Below are 22,171 nucleotides of genomic sequence, written 5' to 3'. Positions count from 1 at the left end.
TGGCAAACCAACCGATATGAGCAATAATCAAAAAACCAACTACCGCTGGATAGTAGTAGTCCTGCTATTTTTTGCTACAACCATTAACTATCTCGACAGACAGGTTATAGGGTTGTTAAAGCCAACTCTTGAGAAACAGTTTGATTGGACTGAAGAGGATTATAGCCGCATTGTAATGGCTTTTCAGGCTTTTTATGCTATGGGGTTATTGGCCTTCGGGGGCGTTATAGATAAATTGGGGACTAAACTTGGTTACACCGTCTCATTGATAGTGTGGAGTGTAGCGGCCATGGCACATGCACTTGTGAAATCAACCTTCGGGTTTGGCGCGGTGAGAGCAGCGTTGGGTGCTGGTGAATCGGGAAACTTTCCGGCTGCAATTAAGGTTGTTGCAGAGTGGTTTCCTAAACGTGAACGTGCTTTGGCCACAGGGATTTTCAACTCCGGCGCCAACATTGGCGCAGTTGTAGCACCCGTGATGGTTCCCTGGATCCTGGGGGTGTATAACTGGCAAATGGCTTTTATTATAACAGGTGCTATTGGCTTTGTGTGGCTGGTATTCTGGATTATTTTTTACGAAATACCATCACGACATAAGAAGATTAATCCGGCGGAATATGAATACATCCATAGTGATGCCGCCGATGAGACAAACGACAATACTTCTACCGAAAAAACTAGCTGGCTTAGATTATTGGTAATCCGTCAGACATGGGTATTTTTCATAGGAAAATTTCTTACCGATCCCATCTGGTGGTTTTTCCTGTTTTGGCTTCCATCCTACTTTTCAAGCACGTTCAATCTGGATCTTAAAAAGCCTAACATTCATTTAGTTATTGTTTACACAGCGGCATCAATAGGGAGTATCGGCGGCGGTTACCTATCATCCTGGTTAATTAAACGTGGAATGCCAATTTTCAGGGCACGCAAAACCGCGATGCTACTATTTGCTTTTTGTGTCATCCCGATATTTGCAGCGCGTTATGCTACTAATATTTGGCAAGCCGTTGCTTTGATCAGCCTTGCAGGCGCTGCACATCAGGCATGGAGCGCCAATATATTTACCACAGCGTCGGATATCTTTCCTAAGAAGGCATTAAGTTCTGTGGTGGGCATTGGCGGAATGGCAGGTTCTGTTGGTGGCATTTTGTTCCCGTTCCTCGTAGGTATAATACTCGACCACTATAAGGCAGCGGGCAACATCACAGCGGGATATAATATAATATTCACCATCTGCGCTTGTGCATATCTGTTAGCATGGCTTCTTATGCATTTTTTAACGCCAAAGGTAAGAGAGGTAAAACTGTAACAGGCTACCTTATTCCTTTACGTATGCGACTTAATGATGTAGGTGTTACACCTATAAACGACGCGAGGTACTTTTGAGGGATCTTTTGGAGATATGGTGGTTTAGCCATTAGATCGAGGTAGCGCTTTTCGGCCGAATCACGTTGCAGCGCGGTGAACCGATCGATTAAATTAAGAACAGCGTCTTCCCAAAACTTACGCATCATCTCCTGCATCCTTGGATATTGTTCGTATAATGCGGTAAGCTCGACCTTTGGCAGGTACCACACTGTGCTGTCCTCAATCGCCTGCAGGTAATACACAGATGGCTTATCACTTATAAAGCTATAGATATCAATTGCTGAAGAATGTGGAAAAGCAAACCAAACGGATATTTCAACATCATTATCAACGTAATATAGCCTTAAGCAACCATTTTGAACAAATACCAGGTCAGTGCACACTTCACCTTCCTGGAGCAGGAATCCATTTTTGGATACGCTTCGCTCGGTAAAACGGCTGGTAATATCATTCAGTTCATCTGCCGCAAACGTGGCATAGCTGCTTATAAATTGCTTAAGTTCGGCTGACATTTTGCAATGAGTTTGCTAGTACTAAATATTAATGGCCGCTAAAATACCGATTTTGCACCTATATAACCCCTAAGCATATCACATCTGGGTCAATAAAGGAAAGCTTATTTTATAGGAACTATGTTGTGCGCTTTCATTAGTTCCAAGACATGCTCGGTACGTGCTTTTCTTCCGGCAGGTATTAAATGATATTCGTTATCGTAGAATAAACTATCAGGCAGCAGCGCATCTTGGGGGGTATTCAGTGTTTTTATTTTCATTTCCTCAGCATATTCCTGTGCTATTTTGCTGATAACCTTTTCCTTTGGTTTGTAAACGGCAGCGTCTAACGGCGGATAAACAAAATAAACCTTAATGCCCTTCTTATCTGCAAATTCTTTAAAATCGTTTAGCAACGGTATATCCGGGTTCACCTGATAATCTAAAACAAACTTGTTAACGAATTCGTGAGAGGGATGCGGATCAAAGTTTCTAACCACATCTCCATTTTCATTGAACGACGAACGGGAATAGACTACATTCTTGGGAAACTCCCTTGTTTTGCGCCCCATAAGGTGCATAAAGGTAATGTAAAAGTTATGCTGAAGATCTTCTATAAAAAAGTCGTTAAGCCGGTTTTTGATGCTATGCTCAAAGAAAGTACCCGCTGGCGGATATAATCGTTCTGCTTCCTTTTTAAATTTATAACTACCTTCTTTGGAGAGGTAGTACTCTACCGATAGAATAACAACGTCAGACGGCCTAGCGATGTATTTGGCCTGATTGAGTATAAATTCAAGCCCAAGGCTACCGTTAAGGCCCATATTAACTACAGGCATACCGGTATGCTGCTCTACCATCTTACTATCTATCCCGAAGCAAACACTCGAGCCGCCGGTAAAAATAATACGGGGCGATTTTGTTTTATCAGCCCAGGCATGTTTATCAATTATTGCACCTATATATCCGTCGTTACCAATTGCCTTACCGGGAAAATAATTCCGGTTCATGGCAAATGCAGTCATCAGCACCAACAGCGAAAAAGCAGCACAATATAAAAGGTATCTTTTCATGTGTTAAAACTGAAAATAAACAAACTGTTGTGGCACGCCGGTCATGTAAAAGGTAAGCATAACTATTACCAAGTAAAATGCCCACCTTACTGGTCTTGGCTTCCGGTCTCCGGTCGTTTCAATAGCAAACTTATTTTCCCGGCCCAGCCATTCCATCATCATAAATAATGTAACTACCACCAGGAGGAACAGAATATTTACAGAACCACCCATAAACATCTCCCCTGTTGGTTTAACCAGGATGGACGAAGAAAATATCCTTCCGATAAAGTAAAAAGCGTTAACAATATCGCTCGACCTAAAGATAGCTAAAGATAGCACGGTGAGTGCAAAGGTGAGCGCCATGCGCCAAAGTTCATCAAAAGTTGGGAACAGCTTACCCTTTGCTACAATATCCGTGTAGGTACGGTTGCTCTTCATTAGTATTGATGGCATGATGAATAAAGCACTAAGTGCTCCCCAAATAACATAAGTCCATGACGCACCATGCCAAATACCGCTTAACAGGAATATAACAAATGTGTTACGTACCCTTTTCCACGGACTCACTTTGCTCCCGCCCAGCGGTATGTACACGTAATCTTTAAACCATGATGATAACGAGATGTGCCACCTGCGCCAGAACTCGGCAATACTGCGGGAAAAGAACGGAAAGGCAAAGTTGCGAAGTAGTTCTATACCAAATAACCGTGCGACCCCTAGCGCTATATCAGAATATCCGGAGAAATCGCAGTAAACCTCTATGGTAAACAATACCGCACCCATAAGCACTACGCTTCCAGGGTAGTGCTGATAGTTGTTAAATATCATGGTCACGTATTCGGCACAATTATCAGCTATAGCTACTTTCTTGAAATATCCCCAAAGTATTTGCCGCATACCATTTACTGCCTGTGGGTAACTGAAGCTGCGTTCTTTTTGAATTTGAGGAAGTAAATGTGTAGCACGTTCAATTGGGCCTGCAACCAACAAAGGGAAAAAGCTCACAAAAACGGCGTAATCCACAAATTGGTAACACGGTTTTGTTTTTCCGTTGCTGATGTCAAATACATACGATAAGCCGTGAAACGTATAAAATGATATGCCGACCGGTAACAATATGTTAAGCGCACTAAAGGTGGTTTTTACGCCGAACTCTGAAAGCAGATCGATAAAAGAGCCGGCAAAAAAATTATAATACTTAAATACACCAAGTAAACCTACGTTTACACCTACGCTAAGCCACAACCAAAACTTTTTGCTTGCTTTATTCTCAGCTGCGTAAATGCGTTGGCCAGTATAAAAATCAAGAAAGGTGGAGAAAGCTAGCAGGAACAGGAAACGATAATCCCAGCAAGCGTAAAAGAAGTAGCTGGATGCCAGTAACAGCAGGTTTTGCAGCTTTAAACTTTTGTTGGTTACAAACCAGTAAAGTATAAAAACAATCGGCAGAAAGATTGCAAAAGATAAGGAGTTAAAAAGCATATCAACAGTTGTGCAAGGTTGTAAGGGGCTGCATTACTATTTGCTCATGCAAAATAATACTTTTAATATGATAATTATGTGGTAAGTATAAATTAGCTATGTAATTGGCAATTGCGATATCACCAATTAGCTTTTATCTAACAGTCTCCATATACAATCTGCCAAACAGCTGTTTTTACCGACAAACCACAAAATACTGGTAAAAAGGCTCTTTATCAGCTATATCTGTTTAAATGAACGCTATGTCTATAACTTACCGCTGTTGGTCTATTTCATTTTACGCAACTGCTATTATGTTGTTCATTTGATTATTGAAACGATTAAATAACATAACAAATAAAGAATAACATGAAAAATTCAATCAAATTAACTGCTCTTTTATTATTGGCCAGCACTGGTTTGTTCGCAACTACAACCGTTAAAGCAGACCCTATACAAGATGAGATAACCGTAGCAGCATCTGCAAGAAATCTTGTAGTGGACCTCAAGATTGCTAAAGAAACAACCGGCAAAGCTTACGTAACCTTTTACGATGATAAAAACTCAGAGCTTATGAGGGACTACCTTTCTGCAAAGCATTCAGTTGCTAAAGCGTACAATCTTTCTGACCTGGAACCAGGCAATTATACAATGGCTGTAACTTCTAACAATCAGGTGGTAAAAAAGCAGCTAAACGTGTTTATGGAGTTTGGCAAAAAGACATATGTATTTTTGCAATAAGCTATAAAACGGCACATAAGGCAGCCTTTACCTTAGGTAAGGGCTTGTTGCTTGTTAAGCAGCCAATTACATTTTAGCACCGTTGCTATCAGCAGGAAACTTTAACTTGCGGCCTTAATTATAGTTGATGACTAAACCTCAGCACCCTATCTATAACTTACATTTCGGTTTAGTTTGTTTAAGCTCTTTGCTTTTTTCTGCCAGTTATAACATGCTGATACCAGAACTGCCGGCATACTTAAGCAGCTTAGGTGGGGCACAGTATAAAGGATTAATTATTGCGTTGTTTACGCTTACGGCGGGCATTTCCCGTCCGTTTAGCGGGCGACTTACAGATACACTTGGACGTGTGCCGGTAATGGCGGTGGGGTCGATAGTGTGCTTTGTTTGCGGTTTTTTATACCCGGTACTTGCAAGTGTTTCGGGCTTATTGTTTATCAGGCTGATACATGGCTTTTCAACCGGTTTTAAGCCGACAGCAACCGCGGCATACGTGGCAGACATGGTACCGCGCGAACGCTGGGGCGAAGCATTGGGTATGCATGGCTTGTTCTTTAGTACAGGTATGGCTGTTGGGCCCGCTATAGGCAGCGCCATCCGAATGTCGCACTCGCTTAACACATTATTTTATACATCATCATTCTTTGCACTAATGTCTATTGTGCTGGTGATGAATATGAAAGAGACCTTAAAGAACAAACAAAAGTTGAAGCTGTCAACACTTAAGATATCCCGCGGAGACATAATTGCCGTTGAAGTATTACCCGCGGCTATTGTTACCCTGCTTAGCTATGTTTCTTATGGTGCAATACTTACCCTTATTCCCGACTGGAGTCAACATCTCGGCATAGCAAACAAAGGTTTGTTCTTTATGGTATTTACGGTCGCCTCGTTATTGATCCGTTTTATTGCTGGCAAGGTATCCGATAAGCATGGCCGCATTTATGTTATTAAAGCTGGGTTGGCATTATTGGTTATCGCGTTGGTTGTGATCGGCTATCAACATAGCTCTTTCGGGCTGATGGTTGGCGCAGTGCTCTATGGCATTTCTAACGGAATCCTGTCCCCTGCTCTCAACGCGTGGACAATAGATATGAGCAAGCCTGACTTTCGCGGGAAAGCAGTTGCCACGATGTATATATCCCTGGAAGCTGGCATTGGCTTGGGTGCGCTGTTTGCCGGGTGGTACTACCATGATGTAATAGTACGTGTGCCGTACATCATCTACGCATCAGCTGTTGCTACTGCAGTGGCGCTTATTTATATGTATTTAAGGAAAGAACCGCAGAAAAAGATATTGAATTCAGGCGAAACAGAAGCGGTAATATAACTGGTTTTAATCTTTTAAGAACGGGTTAAAACTACGCGCGCCTACCTCCATTCCGGCGGCCCGGCAAATAGTCTTATCTCCAAAACGAAAGTTGATGGTATCCAACGCCTGATAAAGGCGGATGCGCTCTTCGTTGTCTTCAAACAAATTTATTTGATAACTGCCGGTGCTAAGGTTACTCAATTTCACACCTATCAGCCTTATTGGCCGATGCTGGTTCCAGGCTTTATCTAAAAGGTTTTTAATCCCAGGTATTAAAATGTGTTCTGCTGCGGTAAGTGCAATTTTTTGTTGAACGGTATGCGTTTCAAAATTTGAATAGCGCAGCTTTATAGCAAGGCAGCCCGCAACCTTGTTCTCCCGCCTCAGCTTGCCTGCCAGCTCTTCCGTCATGCTGACAAGGATGTTCTCTAGCGTGCGCCTGTCCTTCACATCGCTTTCAAAGGTATTTTCAGTACTAATAGACTTGCGACCACTGTGAGGTATAATGTCACTATCGTCAATGCCGTTCGCTTTATTATAGATATACGTCCCCATTTTGCCAAATACCGTTTCCAGGAACTTTAAATTGACGCGCTGCAAGTCGCCTATTTTTTCCAAACCATACTGATACAGCTTTTGGCAGGTACTCTCGCCCAACCCGGGAATCTTACGAATGTTCAGCGGCGCTAAAAACTCCCGCTCGCCGCCATGCGGTATTCGCAGTTGCCCGTTTGGCTTAGCCTGATTAGTAGCCATTTTTGCGAGTGTTTTACCGGATGCCATGCCGAACGATATAGGCAGGCCGGTCTCACGTATGACCGTTTGCCGCAAGTTAGTCGCAATATCATAAGGATCGTAAAAGCGGTCCATCCCGGTAAGATCTATGTAAAACTCATCTACAGACGTCTTCTGATATAAAGGTACTGACCGGTGAATGATCTCTGTTACCTCCCTTGATGCCTCGCTGTACCGTCCATAAGTGCCATGTACAACTATTGCCTGCGGACATAGCTTTAGTGCCTGCCGCGTGGGCATTGCCGAGTGTACACCAAAAGCTCGCGCCTCGTAACTCGCAGATGCCACCACTCCTCTGTCGCTTGATCCTCCTATAATAACGGGCTTTCCGATGAGCGACGGGTCAAACTTACGCTCAACCGACACGAAGAACGAGTCGAGGTCTATGTGTACTATATGGCGTTTAACATCCATGCACAAATATGTAAAATAATTTGCAAATGCTAAAATTATTAGCATTTTTGTATTCAACAAACACATAGTACATGACAGGGTATGCCGATTATCTTTTCCTGCTTTCCCCACCACAGGAAGTAAAACTAGAGATTGACCGCTATAAGCGTGCTTCGGCAAGGTTAATTGGCCAATACGCCAGCATGAACTCGCCGGCACACATCAGCCTTGCACAAGTAGAAAGGCAAAAGCCGTTTTTTGCAGATAGCACGATCCAGCGTATGGAATTGGGTTTTAATACAATTTCGCCAGTACAACTGTACATAGATGAGTTTAAGTATTTCACGCACCTGCATGATAAACATACCATATACGCCGCTATCCGCATAACGCCCGCTGTTGATGAATGGTTAATTTCAATCAGGAAGGTCCTGGGTATCAAAAAGGCCATCATTCCGCACATTACTGTTGTGAGAAACATTAGTGTAGAAAACTTTAACACCTTGTGGCCGCATTTCAGGCACAAGCAACTGGTCATGCCATTTTTGGTAAGCGAGATTAAAGTAGTTAAGCGCGAAACATTTGCAAACCAGCCAAAATGGGAGGCTTACAAAACATTCAGGTTCGGCGGAAAAATAATGACAGTAGTTAACAATTTTAAATAAGGCTTATGTTAAACGAACATATAACACAATTATATAATTACCTATACGTCCTTTCTCCGGACGAACAGGTAAAAGATTTCATTAAGAAGTACAAAAGCTGGTCTGCAGATGTGATAGGCAGTTTTGAAAGCCGGCACAGTATTGCGCATATAACTGTAAATTATCTTGACAGAAAGATGTTAAGCTTTGTTGAGCCATCATTTCTGAACCTGGAGTATAGGTTAAGAAAGTTACCTTCAATTAACCTTAAAATAAATGGATTTGATTGTTTTAAGGAAAATAACACCATATACGCTTCTATAGAGATGGATGAGATGACCACTGCTTGGTTTGATCAAATGCAAACCATAGCTCCTGGAAAACCTAAACACAAAACTCCCCACATTACCATTTTAAAGAACTTATCTAAAAAGAACTTTGATTTGTTATGGCCTAAATTTCAAAACGCTTTATTTCAGCATACCTTTAAAATCGATAACCTTACTGTGTTACGTAAGGAGGCCTTCAATGAAGATGCGCGATATAAAACGGTAGCGGAGTTTAAGTTTAGTAAACGGGTGCTTACTGCAGACAACTTCAGGAATGTATATGTACCAATAAAAAAGGCACAGCCTGGCCTACAACTTTCAGCTTTTTAAAATTGGCAGCAGCGCTAAACCATCGCAGCTGTGATTTGTCAGATAGTAACATCAAATCAATTTACCGATGAAGACAATAAATAAAATCGGAATTATGCTTGCAATGATGGGGTCACTATTTCTTTCATCCTGCGCAAGCGATTACTATGTGGCAGACCGGCCAGTTGAACCGGTATATGTCAGGCCAGTTGCACCATATGCTAATGCTTATTGGGTACCCGGCGAGTGGGTATGGCGAGGAAACAGATATGTTTACCGCAATGGATATTACGCCCGTCCCCGTGCTAATCGCGTGTATGTACAAGGCGCTTGGGTGCACAGCAATCGTGGATACGTTTGGAGACGTGGGCATTGGAGGTAATCTGGCACCAAAAACTTTAGAAAACAAGAAAGCCGCTTTTCTAAGAAGCGGCTTTCTTGTTAATTCGTTGAAGGTATTCTACATTCTTTCGGGTACTTCAATCCCTAACAAAGCCATTGCTTTGTTAATCACCTTAGCTGTACCTGCAGATAAGCTTAATCTAAATTGCTTAAGGTTTTCAGTATCGGCCTGCATTATTGATACCTCATGATAAAATTTGTTATATGTTTTTGCAACATCGTAAACATAGTTCGCGATAAGTGCCGGGCTATGGTCTGCCGCAGCAGCAAGTATTGTTTCAGGAAATTTAGTGAGCGTTACTATCAGGTCGCGCTCTACCCCTTCTAATGTAGTTACTGATGCGCTACCTGCTGCTTCATTATAGCCAGCTTTATTTAGTACTGAACGGATTCTAGCGTGAGTATACTGGATGAAAGGTCCGGTATGACCCTGAAAATCTACCGACTCAGCGGGGTCAAACAATAAACGCTTCTTGGGATCAACTTTCAGTAGAAAATACTTCAAAGCACCGAGGCCAATAGTGCGGTAGAGCTTTGTCTTGTCTTCTTCACTGAAATCTACCACCTTACCCATTGCTTCCGTTTGCTCAGCCGCGGTGTTAAACATATCCTGCATCAGGTCGTCCGCATCAACTACCGTTCCCTCGCGCGATTTCATTTTTCCTGATGGAAGGTCAACCATGCCGTAAGAAAGGTGGTACAATCCATTAGCCCAGGTTTTGTCCAGCTTCTGTAAGATCAAAAAAAGCACTTTAAAGTGGTAGTCCTGTTCGTTACCTACGACGTATATCGACTCATCCACCCCAAAGTCATCATACTTCAGCTGTGCTGTGCCTATATCCTGCGTAATATATACCGATGTGCCATCCGCACGCAATACCAGCTTCTGATCTAAACCATCAGCTGTAAGGTCAATCCAAACAGAGCCATCTTCCTTTTTAAAGAATACGCCTTTAGCGAGGCCTTCCTCTATGATGTCTTTACCCAGTAAATAGGTATTGCTCTCATAATAGTACTTATCAAAATCAACACCCAGCGTTTTATAGGTTTCGGCAAAACCTCCATATACCCAGCCATTCATGGTGTTCCATAAATTGATGACGTCCGCGTCGCCCGCTTCCCACTTCTGAAGCATTTGTTGTGCTTCTTTAATTAGCGGCGCGTTCTTTTTAGCGTCATCCTCAGTTTGTCCGGCCGCTTTAAGTTGATCTATCTCTTGCTTGTAAGCTTTATCGAACAGCACATAATACTTACCTGCAAGATGGTCGCCCTTTAAGCCTGATGTCTCTGGGGTTTCGCCATTGCCAAACTTTTGCCAAGCCAGCATACTTTTACAGATGTGTATACCTCGGTCGTTCACCAGGTTGGCTTTTATCACATTGTAACCTGCAGCCCCCAATATTTTTGCAACCGAATAGCCTAAAAGATTGTTGCGTATATGGCCAAGGTGCAGTGGTTTGTTGGTGTTTGGAGAAGAGTACTCCACCATCACCTTTTTTTCGTTGGGTACAAACATCGCAAAGTCTTCCGCGAGCACCTCTTTGTCGAGTTTGCTCAGCCAAAAACTATCTGTAAAAGACAGGTTAAGGAAGCCTTTGATAATATTAAAAGAAGCTATTTCTTCAACATTTCGCTGCAGGTATTCGCCAATTTCCCCACCGGTTTGCTCAGGCGATTTTCGAGACATTTTAGTGTACGGAAATGTAACCACTGTTACTTGTCCTTCGAATTCTTTCCGTGTTTCCTGTAAATTGATGTCCTTAGCGGCGATGTCGGCATTGTAAAGCTCCTTTATTGCTTTAGCTACCGCATTTGTAATTAGCTCCATTGCCGCAAAATTAGCAATTGTTCATGGTTGGTGGCAATGTGCTGTCACTTTTTATGCTCAGCCTGCAAAAACATTCTTTAAAGATTGAGCTGAAATAAATTTTTTACAAAAAATAGCTTTAAACGGTTTAAACCTACATTTTAGTAAAAACCATTCCCTTTGCTCTAAAAACAGGGTTTTTGTGTATGGCATTTATATATATTTGACTAACCAATCCGTACAACCATGGCCAAAAAAGACCTTTATGACGCTCCTGATTATTACCTTTTAGATGAACTATTATCCGAAGAACATAAGTTAATACGGGCAACTGTTCGCGAATGGGTTAAAAAAGAATTAAGCCCGGTTATAGAAGATTACGCTCAAAAGGCGGAGTTTCCTCGACACCTTTTAAAAGGTCTGGCCGAGATTGGTGCTTTCGGGCCGACTGTACCTGTTGAATATGGCGGACTTGGACTAGATTATATGGCATACGGCATAATTATGCAGGAACTGGAAAGAGGCGACTCAGGCATTCGGTCTACAGCTTCAGTACAGGGCTCACTGGTGATGTATCCCATATATGCTTACGGCAGTGAAGAACAAAAGCACAAATACTTACCCAAACTTGCAACAGGCGAACTGATAGGTTGCTTTGGGCTAACCGAACCTGACCATGGAAGTAACCCGGGCGGAATGGTAACCAGCATTAAAAACGAGGGAGATCATTATGTGCTGAACGGCGCTAAAATGTGGATTTCCAATGCACCATTTGCAGATATAGCAGTTGTATGGGCCAAAGATGAGAGCGGCAAAATACGGGGCCTTATAGTCGAGCGCGGTATGGAAGGTTTTAGCACACCGGAAACGCACAACAAGTGGTCGTTACGTGCATCTTCAACAGGCGAGCTTGTATTTGATAATGTAAAAATTCCCAAGGAAAATGTACTCCCGAATATAAGCGGTATCAAAGGTCCGCTTGGATGTCTTAATCAGGCGCGCTATGGTATAGCCTGGGGAGCTTTAGGCGCAGCTATGGACTGCTACGACACCGCATTAAGGTATTCAAAAGAGCGTGTACAATTTGGACGGCCAATAGCAGGGTTTCAATTGCAGCAAAAGAAGCTTGCAGAAATGATAACCGAAATAACTAAGGGGCAACTATTGGTGTGGCGCTTAGGTACCCTTAAGAACGAGAACCGCGCTACACCGGCGCAGATATCTATGGCGAAGCGCAACAGTGTAGAAACTGCCTTGAACATCTCACGCGAAGCCAGGCAGATGCTTGGTGGAATGGGTATAACCGGCGAATACCCTATTATGAGACACATGATGAACCTTGAATCGGTAGTTACTTATGAAGGTACCCACGACATTCATTTGCTTATAACAGGCATGGATATCACCGGAGAAGATGCCTTTAAGTAATTTAAAGTAAATATTACCACAATGTCGGCTAAGTATTATATTTGTTGTGACAAGTGTAACTGACCCCGACATTAATGTACAAAATTGACTTTTTGGCCTGGAGAAATCTTATCAGGCTTAGTTGCCTCTTTATAATACTCCTGGTTTACGCTTGTAAAGAAAAAAATGTTGCCGACAACGGTAACTACTCTCCGGAATTTTTAAAAATTAAGAACAAGGTAGAAAATATTTGGAAAACCGGCGATATAAAAGGTGGGTTGGTTTACCTCGACTCTGCATTTTTTAAAATTCCTTCACCAACGAGCAATGATCGCTTCCGACGGTACGCTTTTCATTATGTGTACTATGCCAAAACCATACACAAACAAGACTCTGCACTTATCTACTCTGACAGTTTAGTTGCCGAAGCCGCGAAAATGCCAAACTCCAGGCAATATTCTATGAATGTGGCGGAGGCAAGTTTCTCAAGAGGAGATGCATTGTTTGAACTTCAGCAATTTTCAGATGCTTATCAGTCATACTACCAAGGTTATTTAATGGGGAAAAACTACGTGAATATGGCTGCCCTGTCAGATTACACCTACCGCATGGGGATGATTATGTATAAACAGCGGCACTATAATCTGGCAGTAAAATATTTTAAAGATAGCTACATACAGAACGTTCGCGATAAACAGGAGGTAAACCGTGGGTTTGTCGGCTTTTACCGTCGGCAAGAACTGCTTGACAATATTGGTTTAAGCTTTCGCCATAACAATCAGGATGATAGTGCCTTGGTTTACTTTAACAAAGCATTAGTAGAAATTACTACCAATACCTCCCTTTATCCGGAACGCAGGCAGCACATGGACATGGCTCGTGGTGTGGTTTATGGCAACATGGCGGAAGTTTACATACAAAATGGTGAAAACGCTAAAGCAGAAGAATTACTTAAAAAAAGCATAGCCATTAACCTGAAGGGTGATTATGACAACCGCGATGCCCAACTTACCGAGGTAAAACTTGGCCAGTTGTATCTTAAACAGCAGAAAAATGATGAATTGGTAAAGTTGCTGGCTGACCTCAAAGCACAGCTTGATACCATTAAGAACCCGGATGCCGAGGCGGACTATAACCGTTTAATGAGCGGGTATTACGCTAATAAAAGTAATCTTAGGCTGGCATTATCCCATTTGCAATTATACAACCTTCAAAAAGATTCGATAACCAAAGTAAATAATCTTATTCTTGAGACCGATGTGGGTCAGCAGCTATCTAACTACGAAAAGCAACATGAAATAGATACCTTAAGTACTCATAACAAACTACAGGTAATTTACATTTATGCTGTTACTCTTTTTGCGGTTTTAACGGCCATTATTATGTTTTTGGTTTATCGCAATTGGAAACGCTCTAAGAAGGATGTGCTTACAGTTAACATATTAAACCAGCAAATTAACGAGCAAAACCACGTTTTAGAGAATGCGCTGAACGAGTTAAACAACAGCAGTAAAGAAAAAGACCGGATCTTGCGGACAGTAGCTCATGATTTGAGAAACCCCATCGGCGGCATTGCTTCCCTTACCGCCATGATGGCTGAGGATGAATACACCGACGATCAAAAAGAACTGATCAACCTGGTAAAAGAAACATCTGTAAACTCCCTTGAACTTATAAACGAGATACTGGAAGCAACCAACCTGTCTTCGGTACCCCTTAACCTGGAGCGGGTTGACATTAATTCGCTGGTCAATAATAGTGTAGAATTGCTGCGTTTTAAAGCTGCAGAGAAGAACCAGCAAATACTATTAGAGCCGCTGGAGAAACCAATGGACCTATTAATTAGCCGGGAAAAGATATGGCGAGTTATAAGCAATCTAATTAGTAACGCAATTAAGTTTAGTCCGACTGGGGAAACTATATCAGTTAAAGTGACCGAGGATGGCCAGCAAGTGATTGTAGCAGTAAGAGACAACGGCATTGGTATACCAGACAAGCTAAAAGATCAGGTATTCAACATGTTTACCGCTGCGCAACGCACCGGAACAGAAGGTGAAAAATCCTTTGGATTGGGATTATCCATTTGCCGCCAGATTATAGAAAAGCATAAAGGGAAAATCTGGTTTCAAAGCAACGAACAGCAAGGCACAACCTTCTTCATCAGCCTTCCCTATTTTAAAAGCCGCGATTTTAAATAAGTTATTTGATAAGGTTTGCGTACCAACGACCAGATTTCTTTATAATCCTTTGCTGTGTTTTAAAGTTTACATGAACTAAACCAAATCGTGGGTGATAACCTTCCGCCCATTCGAAGTTATCTGTTAGCGTCCATACAAAGTAGCCGCTTACTTTGTACCCTTCCTGCTTAGCCGTTAACACTTGCTGCAAGTGGGTTTGCAAGTACTTAATCCTTTTAGGGTCATCAACAGTGTCGCCGTTTGTTACAACGTCAGGGAAAGCGGCACCATTTTCAGTGATTATGATCTTTTTAATGCCGCTGTATGCGTTATACTTTTTAATGATCTCATAAATGGCACGCGGATAGACCTCCCACTTCATGTCGGTAAGCTCTACGTTTCTGTTTTCTGCTTTAACCAAAGTCGCACCGATGTACGGTGTAAAGAACGAGTACTTCACTATCTCTCTGGTGTAATTTTGCAGACCAATAAAGTCGAAATCAAATGACATATTATCCTCGTCACCAGGCTTGTAATACTTTTTAATCTTGCCAATCGCCGCTACTTCAGTGGGGTAACCCAAACCGAGTATCGGCTCTATAAACAGGCGGTTAATAAGTGCATCGGCACGGGCTGCCGCCGCTATATGCCTTGGCGTTTGCTTATACGGTTCAATATGCGAGCAGGAGAACGTATTGCCAATATGCGCATCGGGCACTATTCTGCGTAGGGCTTTAGCACCAGCCACAATGCTTAAAACCACATGGTGCACAGCAGGAAGAAAATTCCGCAAGCCCATCCTGCCCGGGGCATGAATACCCAAAAAATAGCCGGCGCCGGTGAATACAGCCGGCTCGTTCATTATCATCCATTGCTTCACTTTAGTTCCGAACGCTTCGGCGCAAATTTCTGTATAGCGGGTGAACCATCCCACAATGTCCCGATTTGTCCAGCCGCCTTTATCTTCCAAAGCCTGGGGCAGGTCCCAGTGGTATATGGTTACCCATGGCTCGATACCCAGTTTAAGGCAATAATCGATAACGTTATGGTAATGATCAACTCCCGCCTGGTTTACTTCTCCCTCTCCTTTAGGTAAAATGCGTGACCACGCAATAGAAAAGCGATAGTTGGGGATATTAAGCTCCTTAACTAAATTGATATCACGCTTGTAATTTTGGTAGTAATCGCAGGCTACCGACGGCGAATCGCCATTCATTATTTTGCCCTTTCTTGCGGAAAAGGTATCCCATATGGAAGGGCCTTTACCATCGGCATCGAAGGAACCTTCTATTTGCAGGGCAGCTGTAGATACCCCCCAGGCAAAGTCATCGCCAAAAAGTTGTTTGTTAAGCTGCGTGTTTGGAGTGTTGGATATCATTCAGTTTGAGCTGAGGGCTCAAAATGTGCATTATAATTGTATAAACGAAGCTATTTTAAAAATTAGTGTTTAAACGACGAGCGCATGCTCCTTAAAAAAAGGTAGCTGCGGATATCATTAAACAATGCTGATAACCTTGCGATGAATTTCATAGCACTTGAATTTTTATATAGCTAAGATAAGTGGCCGGTGTAAGCTGCATATATCTCTTAGGTTATGTTTAAGTTAACTGATAAATTACAATACGCTCCACATTTTTAAATGATGGTTGCTTACTTTTGCTGTCGATGAAAGATTATTTTATCCGTCTGTTTAATTATGACCTGTACGCCAGCGGCGTCATAAATGGCTTGATTGTAACAACGCCTGTGCCTAAAGCTGTTCAAATTATGGCACATATGATGACAGCCCAGCAAACCTGGCTGCAACGATGCAAAGGACTTAAAGCACCTATGGTACCACTTTGGCCGGACTGGCCAGCCGAGGCCCTTGGAGATGTGATTACAGCAAACCATGCGGAATGGGTAGCTTACCTGAACACTTTACAACCTGAAGATTTCCTTACTCCTATATCTTACCAGAACTCTCAGGGCGCTTTTACAAATACCCTAAGTGATATACTGGCGCATGTAATCAATCACGGCACACATCATAGGGCACAAATTGGCGTTTACCTAAAACAGGCTGGTGTGGAACTCACTCTTACCGACTACATTTTATATGTGCGCGACCTGGAGAAATCTCAACAACAATAAACACTACCATGAAGAAACTATATATTATTGCATTTGCAGCCCTGCTGTTTAACAGCTGCGCTGACCCCAAGGAACAGGAGAAAAAGCTTTTAGATGAAGTGATAAACCTGCACGACCAGGTAATGGCAAAAGACGGACAGCTAATGAAGAATAAAATGCAGTTGGACACCTTGTTAAAGGCACATGCTGATAGCGCGGCCAAAAACCTTTCAGTATCCCTGGACAGCGCTGATGCTAAAATGGAAGATTGGATGCATAAGTTTGATGCGGAAAACAAAGGCAAGTCGCACGAGGAGATAATGACCTACCTGGAAGGTCAGAAAAAACAGATAGCCGGCATAGAGCAGCAATTTGATTCCGTTATAAATGCTTCAACCAACTTCCTTAAAACGGCTAAAAAGAAATGAAAAAGTTAGCAGCCCTCCTGTTTATAGTACTGGCATACAGCGCTTGTAAAAACGGCGGTACCAGCGCCAAATTACCTATTTACGGCAACCGCGACACAAAGAATATTGTTGTAAAAGGAAAAACGGTTGTTGATACTATCTATCAAACCATACCGGCATTTAGATTTGTAAACCAATACGGCGACAGCATCACTGAAAACAGCTTGAAAGGTGATATATACGTTGCAGATTTCTTTTTTACTACCTGCCCGTCCATATGTCCTATCATGCATCGCAATATGCTAAAGGTGTATGCAGATTTCAAGAACGTACCTGATGTGAAAATTCTTTCACACAGCATTGATCCAAAACACGACAGTGTGAAAGTGCTTAAAGCTTATGCAGATAAGCTTGGCATCAGCGGCAACACCTGGTGGCTGCTGCAGGGCAAAAAAGAAGAAACTTACAATCTGGCGCAAAGCTATCTAACCCGCCGCCCGGAAGAAAGTGCTAAAGACCTGTTTATCCATGACGGATTGTTCTTACTGATAGATAAGCAGAAACGCATCCGCGGAAGCTATGATGGTACAGACGAGAAAGAAACTGACCGATTGATTGCCGACATAAAGAAATTGCGTGCAGAAACAAACACCGAAATAGCGCAATGAAGGCGAAAACGGCAGCCTCTATTGCGTTTTTCGCAGGTTTACTCATCGTCCTGTTTGCTTGTGAGAGCCAGGACTCGTTGGAGTTTAAGCGGTACTATGTAAATGGGAAATTGATTTATCAGCAGCGCTGTCAAAATTGTCACGGCGCTAACGGTGAAGGCCTTTCTAACTTGATGCCACCCCTTACCGATGTTGCATTCCTCAAGAAAAACAAGCAGCAGCTCCCCTGCTTTGTAAACATAGGGCTTAAGGGTAAATTGCTGGTGGTAAACGGTAAAACTTTCAGTAATAATATGCCTGCTAACGATATTGCACCTGTGGATATTGCGGAGGTATTAACCTACGTTACCAATTCATTCGGCAACAAAATGGGCGTAGTAACAGCTGAACAGGTGACGGCGCAACTAAAGGCCTGCAAATAGCTTTCGGCAAATCAAACAGCTATAATGGCAAACACAAAGCAGCCGCATGTTGTTAGCCTTATAAAACCTGAATATTATGGAAAAAGAATTTGAAGCGGTACTTACCGGCTCAGACAGCGAGGTTAACGGCGTAGTTACTGCATTAAGCAGCGGCGCTTACGAGTTTAATTCGATAGATGGCAGCTTGCAACTGGTAATAGCCCGTAATGAGGACGGCAAATGGGAACGCATGAGCGGTACCGAGCCATATTTTAGCGGCTGGGTTGATGAACTGGCAGAACAAATAAAAGCATCTGTTAATATATAAGCAATGGAAAAAAGTGAGTTGGGAAGATCGGGGCTGGTAGTGCATCCCCTTGTGTTTGGCGGCAATGTTTTCGGGTGGACAGCAGACGAGAAAACATCCTTTGGATTACTGGATTCGTTTGTTGACCACGGATTTGACTTTGTAGACACTGCAGATGTATACTCGCGATGGGTTCCCGGAAATACCGGCGGCGAGTCTGAAACCATCATCGGCAATTGGTTTAAACAAAGTGGTAAACGCGACAAGATCGTGCTTGCTACTAAGGTAGGCAAGCCCATGAGCGAAGACAAGAATGGCCTTTCGCGCGCTTACATTATCAGCGCCGTAGAAGCCTCATTAAAGCGTCTGAAAACAGATTACATCGACCTTTATCAATCGCACGATGATGATGCTAATACCCCTTTAGAAGAAACACTTTCTGCCTTTACAGATCTTATAAGACAAGGAAAAGTTAGGGCAATAGGCGCGTCAAACTATGGTGCCGCCCGCTTGCGTGAAGCTTTGCAGGTAAGTAAAAACAATGGGTTTGCACGCTACGAAAGCCTGCAGCCCGAGTATAATTTATACGACCGCGAAGATTACGAAAAAAAGTTTGAGTCGTTATGCAGGGAAAACAACTTGGGCGTTATCTCCTACTACTCGCTTGCAAGCGGCTTCCTGACGGGTAAATACCGGTCAGAAGCTGACCTTAACAAAAGCCCGCGTGGTGGCGGTGTAAAAAAGTATCTTAACGGAAAAGGATATAAAATTTTATCAACTTTAGATAAGGTGGCCGGCGAACACAATAGTACGCCAGCAGCCGTAGCTTTAGCCTGGGTAATGGCCAGGCCTGGTATTACAGGGCCTATAGCCAGCGCAACCAGCGTGCATCAGCTAAAGGAACTTGGAAAAGCCGCCGAGCTTAATTTAAAACCTCATGAAATAGAACTGCTGACCACCGCCAGCAGTTACTAAAAAGTTAAAAGCCCTTCCGGATATCGGAAGGGCTTTATAGTTATATATATTGAGGAAATTGCTTTAGTTTCTTGGTAATAAAAAGCTGCTTGCACGGCTGCCGTTATTAGCTACCTGGCCACGGCCTCCACCATTTTGTCCGCGGCCTCCGCCTGCCTGATTGCCACCCCAGCCACTGTGTCCGCTGCCACTATTTTGATCATAGCTACCGCCATCCTGTCCACCACGAGATGGTTGCTGTTGCTGTCCACCTCCGTTTTGTCCGCGGGATGGCTGTTGTTGTCCCCAGCCACCATTTTGTCCACGCGACGGTTGTTGCTGACCGTAGCTTCCGTTCTGATCACGCGGTGTTTGTTGTCCCCAACCACCATTTTGTCCGCGTGATGGTTGGTTACCCCAATTGCCACGTCCGTTGTTGTTCCTGTCGTCCTGTCTGCCCCGATTGCCGCGGTCATCGTTCCTGCGTTGTGGCTGTCCATCACCCCAACGATTATCTCTGCCGTATCCACCCTGATCATAACGGCTGTTGCCTCCACGTGCATAATTGTCGCTACGGCGGTTCCAGTCTCCTCTGTTGTTATTACCGCCCCATTTGTTGCGATATACATTATGGTTCATATATGGCCTGCGGCCGCGTATCTCATAGCGGGTAGCATTACGCCAATTGTAGTTACGGTATGCACCGGGCAGGTATTGTGCCCTCACCCAACGGCTGCCATCGTTATAAAAGTAGCAGCCCATAGGGACGCTGTAATAGGCTTCAACTTCCGGCAGGTAATAGTAGTCGTCACTGTTGTCAAAATCATCATCATACACTGGTACGTCTACCACCGGTGGCGGAGGAGCAGGCACATAAACACGCCTTGCTGGTATATTTAAACCTATATGAATAGAAACTTGCGCTTTGGCGTTTTCTGAAATGAGCCCGCCTAAAAGCATTGCCGAAACTAAATATATCTTTTTCATGGTGTTAATTTTTATGCATCTATGACGGCGCGGAAAAGCAAAGGTTTAAAGCTATTTATGGATAATATTAGTATCAATAAATGTTATAGAATTTAATTTTAATAACATATCATTTGACAAAATGTTATTCTTAAACTATAAAGAAATGTGATGCTGCAACAATCATTATTATCCAACAGCAAACTGCTCAAGGTAACTATGCTATAACATTGTAAACAGGTTTCGGTATTAATTGTATATCTGTTAGTTTTATACACAAAACTTAACATCATGAAAAATACATCTTTACGGCTGCTTTTGCCGGTGCTGGCTATAACCGGGCTTAGCTTATGCATAAGCTCCTGTTCTAACAACGACAAAAAAACAGATCAAACTACAACAACCGAAATTGCTGCAGATACCAGTGCTTCCGGCGCTGGTTTAGTGCTACCAAGCGGCTTTACCGCAGCTGTTGTAGCTGAGAACTTAGGCAGCACCCGCCACATTGCAGTTACGCCACAAGGCGGTATTTACGTTAAGCTTAGCGGATTAAAAGACGGCAAGGGTATTTTATACCTTACCGAGAGCAACGGTAAAGCGACTGTAAAAAACGCATTCGGGAACTACATAGGTACCGGTATGTATATTAAGGATGGCTATCTGTACGCATCTTCTAATGAAGAAGTATTTAGATACAAATTAGATGCAAACAATCAGGTAATTAGTCCGGACGCTCCCGAAAAAATTGTAACAGGCTTAATCAGCCGTAACGAACATGAGGCCAAAGCTATATTGCTTGACAATAGCGGCAACCTTTACGTAAACATTGGCGCTTACTCAAATGCCTGCCAGGTAAAAGACCGGGAGAAAGGCTCCCCGGGACAGCCTGGCTGCCCTATACTTGACTCTGCAGGCGGTATATGGCAATTTAAAGCCGGCAAACTCAACCAAACTTACAAAGACGGTGTTCGGTATGCAACCGGCCTTCGCAACGTTGTGGGTATGGACTGGAATAAATCAGCAAACCAGCTGTTTGTAATGCAGCACGGGCGCGACCAGCTACACGAGTTGTTCCCAACCATGTTTACCGAAAAGCAATCCGCAGAGCTTCCGGCCGAGTGCTTGTATGCATTAAACAAGGGGGACAACGCAGGTTGGCCTTACATCTATTACGATTGGCAAACCAACAAGAAAATGCAAATGCCAGAATATGGCGGCGACGGCAAGAAAGAAGGCGATGGTAAGTACAAAGATCCGGCAGCAGCTTTCCCAGGCCACCTCGCCCCTAACGGGTTATTGTTTTACACCGGCAGCCAATTTCCGGAGAAGTATAAGAATGGTGCCTTTATCGCTTTCCACGGTTCATGGAACCGCGCACCCGAACCTCAGGCGGGCTACTTTGTAGTTTTTCAACCAATGAAAAATGGAAAGGCCGACGGGAACTACGAAGTGTTTGCTAACGGGTTCTCCGGTTCGGCTGAAAATACCGCTAAAGGTAGTGCAACCCATCGTCCCTGCGGATTGGCACAAGGCTCGGACGGATCAATATACGTGACAGATGATGTTAAGGGGAATATTTACAAAATCAGCTACAAGAAATAGTGCTTGCATCACAGCTAAACCTATGGTAAAACAAGAAGGCGACCCGTTTTAGGTCGCCTTCTT

General features: G+C 43.2%; 22 protein-coding genes. 15 read left to right on the top strand and 7 right to left on the bottom strand.

Annotation, left to right across the window (positions count from 1 at the left end; genetic code table 11):
* The first annotated feature begins 16 nt into the window (after positions 1 to 16).
* Complete coding sequence (locus AC59GT_RS07765) at positions 17 to 1,309, top strand: MFS transporter (protein WP_497237101.1); 1,293 nt, start codon at positions 17 to 19, stop codon at positions 1,307 to 1,309.
* Between the two features lie 4 nt (positions 1,310 to 1,313).
* Here the strand turns inward: AC59GT_RS07765 and AC59GT_RS07760 are convergent, their stop codons facing one another.
* From AC59GT_RS07760 to AC59GT_RS07750, 3 genes are all read right to left on the bottom strand, one after another.
* Positions 1,314 to 1,880, bottom strand: a complete 567-nt coding sequence (locus tag AC59GT_RS07760; protein WP_497237100.1) for a Crp/Fnr family transcriptional regulator — start codon at positions 1,878 to 1,880, stop codon at positions 1,314 to 1,316.
* Between the two features lie 104 nt (positions 1,881 to 1,984).
* On the bottom strand, positions 1,985 to 2,932 hold the full coding sequence (locus AC59GT_RS07755; protein ID WP_497237099.1) for a hypothetical protein: 948 nt from the start codon (positions 2,930 to 2,932) through the stop codon (positions 1,985 to 1,987).
* Between the two features lie 3 nt (positions 2,933 to 2,935).
* A complete protein-coding gene (locus AC59GT_RS07750; protein WP_497237098.1) occupies positions 2,936 to 4,396 on the bottom strand; it encodes an MBOAT family O-acyltransferase in 1,461 nt (486 codons plus the stop codon).
* A gap of 348 nt (positions 4,397 to 4,744) precedes the next feature.
* On the opposite strand from AC59GT_RS07750, the gene AC59GT_RS07745 reads away from it, so the two are divergent.
* Together AC59GT_RS07745 and AC59GT_RS07740 are read left to right on the top strand one after the other, a co-directional pair.
* Positions 4,745 to 5,116 (top strand): hypothetical protein, encoded by a 372-nt coding sequence (locus AC59GT_RS07745; RefSeq protein ID WP_497237097.1) that lies wholly within the window; start codon positions 4,745 to 4,747, stop codon positions 5,114 to 5,116.
* A 127-nt stretch (positions 5,117 to 5,243) separates the two neighbouring features.
* Positions 5,244 to 6,446, top strand: a complete 1,203-nt coding sequence (locus AC59GT_RS07740) for an MFS transporter (protein ID WP_497237096.1) — start codon at positions 5,244 to 5,246, stop codon at positions 6,444 to 6,446.
* Positions 6,447 to 6,452: 6 nt separating this feature from the next.
* Here the strand turns inward: AC59GT_RS07740 and dinB are convergent, their stop codons facing one another.
* Positions 6,453 to 7,637 carry a DNA polymerase IV gene (gene dinB / locus AC59GT_RS07735; RefSeq protein ID WP_497237095.1) on the bottom strand — a complete coding sequence of 395 codons (1,185 nt, stop codon included), beginning with the start codon at positions 7,635 to 7,637 and terminating at the stop codon, positions 6,453 to 6,455.
* Between the two features lie 71 nt (positions 7,638 to 7,708).
* On the opposite strand from dinB, the gene AC59GT_RS07730 reads away from it, so the two are divergent.
* The 3 genes from AC59GT_RS07730 (at position 7,709) to AC59GT_RS07720 (ending at position 9,280) form a co-directional block, all read left to right on the top strand.
* On the top strand, positions 7,709 to 8,281 hold the full coding sequence (locus AC59GT_RS07730; RefSeq protein WP_497237094.1) for a 2'-5' RNA ligase family protein: 573 nt from the start codon (positions 7,709 to 7,711) through the stop codon (positions 8,279 to 8,281).
* 5 nt (positions 8,282 to 8,286) lie between these two features.
* Complete coding sequence (locus tag AC59GT_RS07725; protein ID WP_497237093.1) at positions 8,287 to 8,919, top strand: 2'-5' RNA ligase family protein; 633 nt, start codon at positions 8,287 to 8,289, stop codon at positions 8,917 to 8,919.
* Between the two features lie 67 nt (positions 8,920 to 8,986).
* Entirely contained in the window at positions 8,987 to 9,280 is a 294-nt protein-coding gene (locus AC59GT_RS07720) for a hypothetical protein (RefSeq protein WP_497237092.1), read from the top strand.
* A 78-nt stretch (positions 9,281 to 9,358) separates the two neighbouring features.
* Here the strand turns inward: AC59GT_RS07720 and argS are convergent, their stop codons facing one another.
* Positions 9,359 to 11,128 carry an arginine--tRNA ligase gene (gene argS / locus AC59GT_RS07715; RefSeq protein WP_497237091.1) on the bottom strand — a complete coding sequence of 590 codons (1,770 nt, stop codon included), beginning with the start codon at positions 11,126 to 11,128 and terminating at the stop codon, positions 9,359 to 9,361.
* A gap of 225 nt (positions 11,129 to 11,353) precedes the next feature.
* On the opposite strand from argS, the gene AC59GT_RS07710 reads away from it, so the two are divergent.
* A complete protein-coding gene (locus tag AC59GT_RS07710) occupies positions 11,354 to 12,535 on the top strand; it encodes an acyl-CoA dehydrogenase family protein (RefSeq protein WP_497237090.1) in 1,182 nt (393 codons plus the stop codon).
* Between the two features lie 74 nt (positions 12,536 to 12,609).
* The gene (locus AC59GT_RS07705) at positions 12,610 to 14,712 is read left to right on the top strand and encodes an ATP-binding protein (RefSeq protein WP_497237089.1); all 2,103 of its coding nucleotides are present in this window, start codon (positions 12,610 to 12,612) and stop codon (positions 14,710 to 14,712) included.
* A 1-nt stretch (position 14,713) separates the two neighbouring features.
* On the opposite strand, the gene AC59GT_RS07700 is transcribed toward AC59GT_RS07705, so the two are convergent.
* On the bottom strand, positions 14,714 to 16,069 hold the full coding sequence (locus AC59GT_RS07700; RefSeq protein ID WP_497237088.1) for a GH1 family beta-glucosidase: 1,356 nt from the start codon (positions 16,067 to 16,069) through the stop codon (positions 14,714 to 14,716).
* Positions 16,070 to 16,356: 287 nt separating this feature from the next.
* Between AC59GT_RS07700 and AC59GT_RS07695 the strand changes: the two genes are divergently transcribed.
* From AC59GT_RS07695 to AC59GT_RS07670, 6 genes are all read left to right on the top strand, one after another.
* Complete coding sequence (locus AC59GT_RS07695; protein WP_497237087.1) at positions 16,357 to 16,824, top strand: DinB family protein; 468 nt, start codon at positions 16,357 to 16,359, stop codon at positions 16,822 to 16,824.
* 8 nt (positions 16,825 to 16,832) lie between these two features.
* Positions 16,833 to 17,231, top strand: a complete 399-nt coding sequence (locus tag AC59GT_RS07690) for a hypothetical protein (protein ID WP_497237086.1) — start codon at positions 16,833 to 16,835, stop codon at positions 17,229 to 17,231.
* A complete protein-coding gene (locus AC59GT_RS07685; RefSeq protein ID WP_497237085.1) occupies positions 17,228 to 17,878 on the top strand; it encodes an SCO family protein in 651 nt (216 codons plus the stop codon). The genes AC59GT_RS07690 and AC59GT_RS07685 overlap by 4 nt, the downstream gene beginning before the upstream one ends.
* Positions 17,875 to 18,300: a c-type cytochrome gene (locus AC59GT_RS07680; protein ID WP_497237084.1), complete on the top strand. Its 426-nt coding sequence runs from the start codon at positions 17,875 to 17,877 to the stop codon at positions 18,298 to 18,300. The genes AC59GT_RS07685 and AC59GT_RS07680 overlap by 4 nt, the downstream gene beginning before the upstream one ends.
* Before the next feature lie 76 nt (positions 18,301 to 18,376).
* Positions 18,377 to 18,607: a hypothetical protein gene (locus AC59GT_RS07675; protein WP_497237083.1), complete on the top strand. Its 231-nt coding sequence runs from the start codon at positions 18,377 to 18,379 to the stop codon at positions 18,605 to 18,607.
* 3 nt (positions 18,608 to 18,610) lie between these two features.
* Positions 18,611 to 19,561: an aldo/keto reductase gene (locus tag AC59GT_RS07670; protein WP_497237082.1), complete on the top strand. Its 951-nt coding sequence runs from the start codon at positions 18,611 to 18,613 to the stop codon at positions 19,559 to 19,561.
* A 63-nt stretch (positions 19,562 to 19,624) separates the two neighbouring features.
* Here the strand turns inward: AC59GT_RS07670 and AC59GT_RS07665 are convergent, their stop codons facing one another.
* Positions 19,625 to 20,527, bottom strand: a complete 903-nt coding sequence (locus AC59GT_RS07665) for a hypothetical protein (RefSeq protein ID WP_497237081.1) — start codon at positions 20,525 to 20,527, stop codon at positions 19,625 to 19,627.
* Between the two features lie 270 nt (positions 20,528 to 20,797).
* On the opposite strand from AC59GT_RS07665, the gene AC59GT_RS07660 reads away from it, so the two are divergent.
* Positions 20,798 to 22,108, top strand: coding sequence for a PQQ-dependent sugar dehydrogenase (locus AC59GT_RS07660; protein ID WP_497237080.1), 1,311 nt, complete (start codon positions 20,798 to 20,800; stop codon positions 22,106 to 22,108).
* Positions 22,109 to 22,171 lie beyond the last annotated feature (63 nt).

It is taken from the genome of Mucilaginibacter sp. 320_HR (assembly GCF_059691875.1).
Note: the sequence above shows the minus strand (reverse complement) of the source record. Positions and strands in the feature narration are given on the sequence as shown.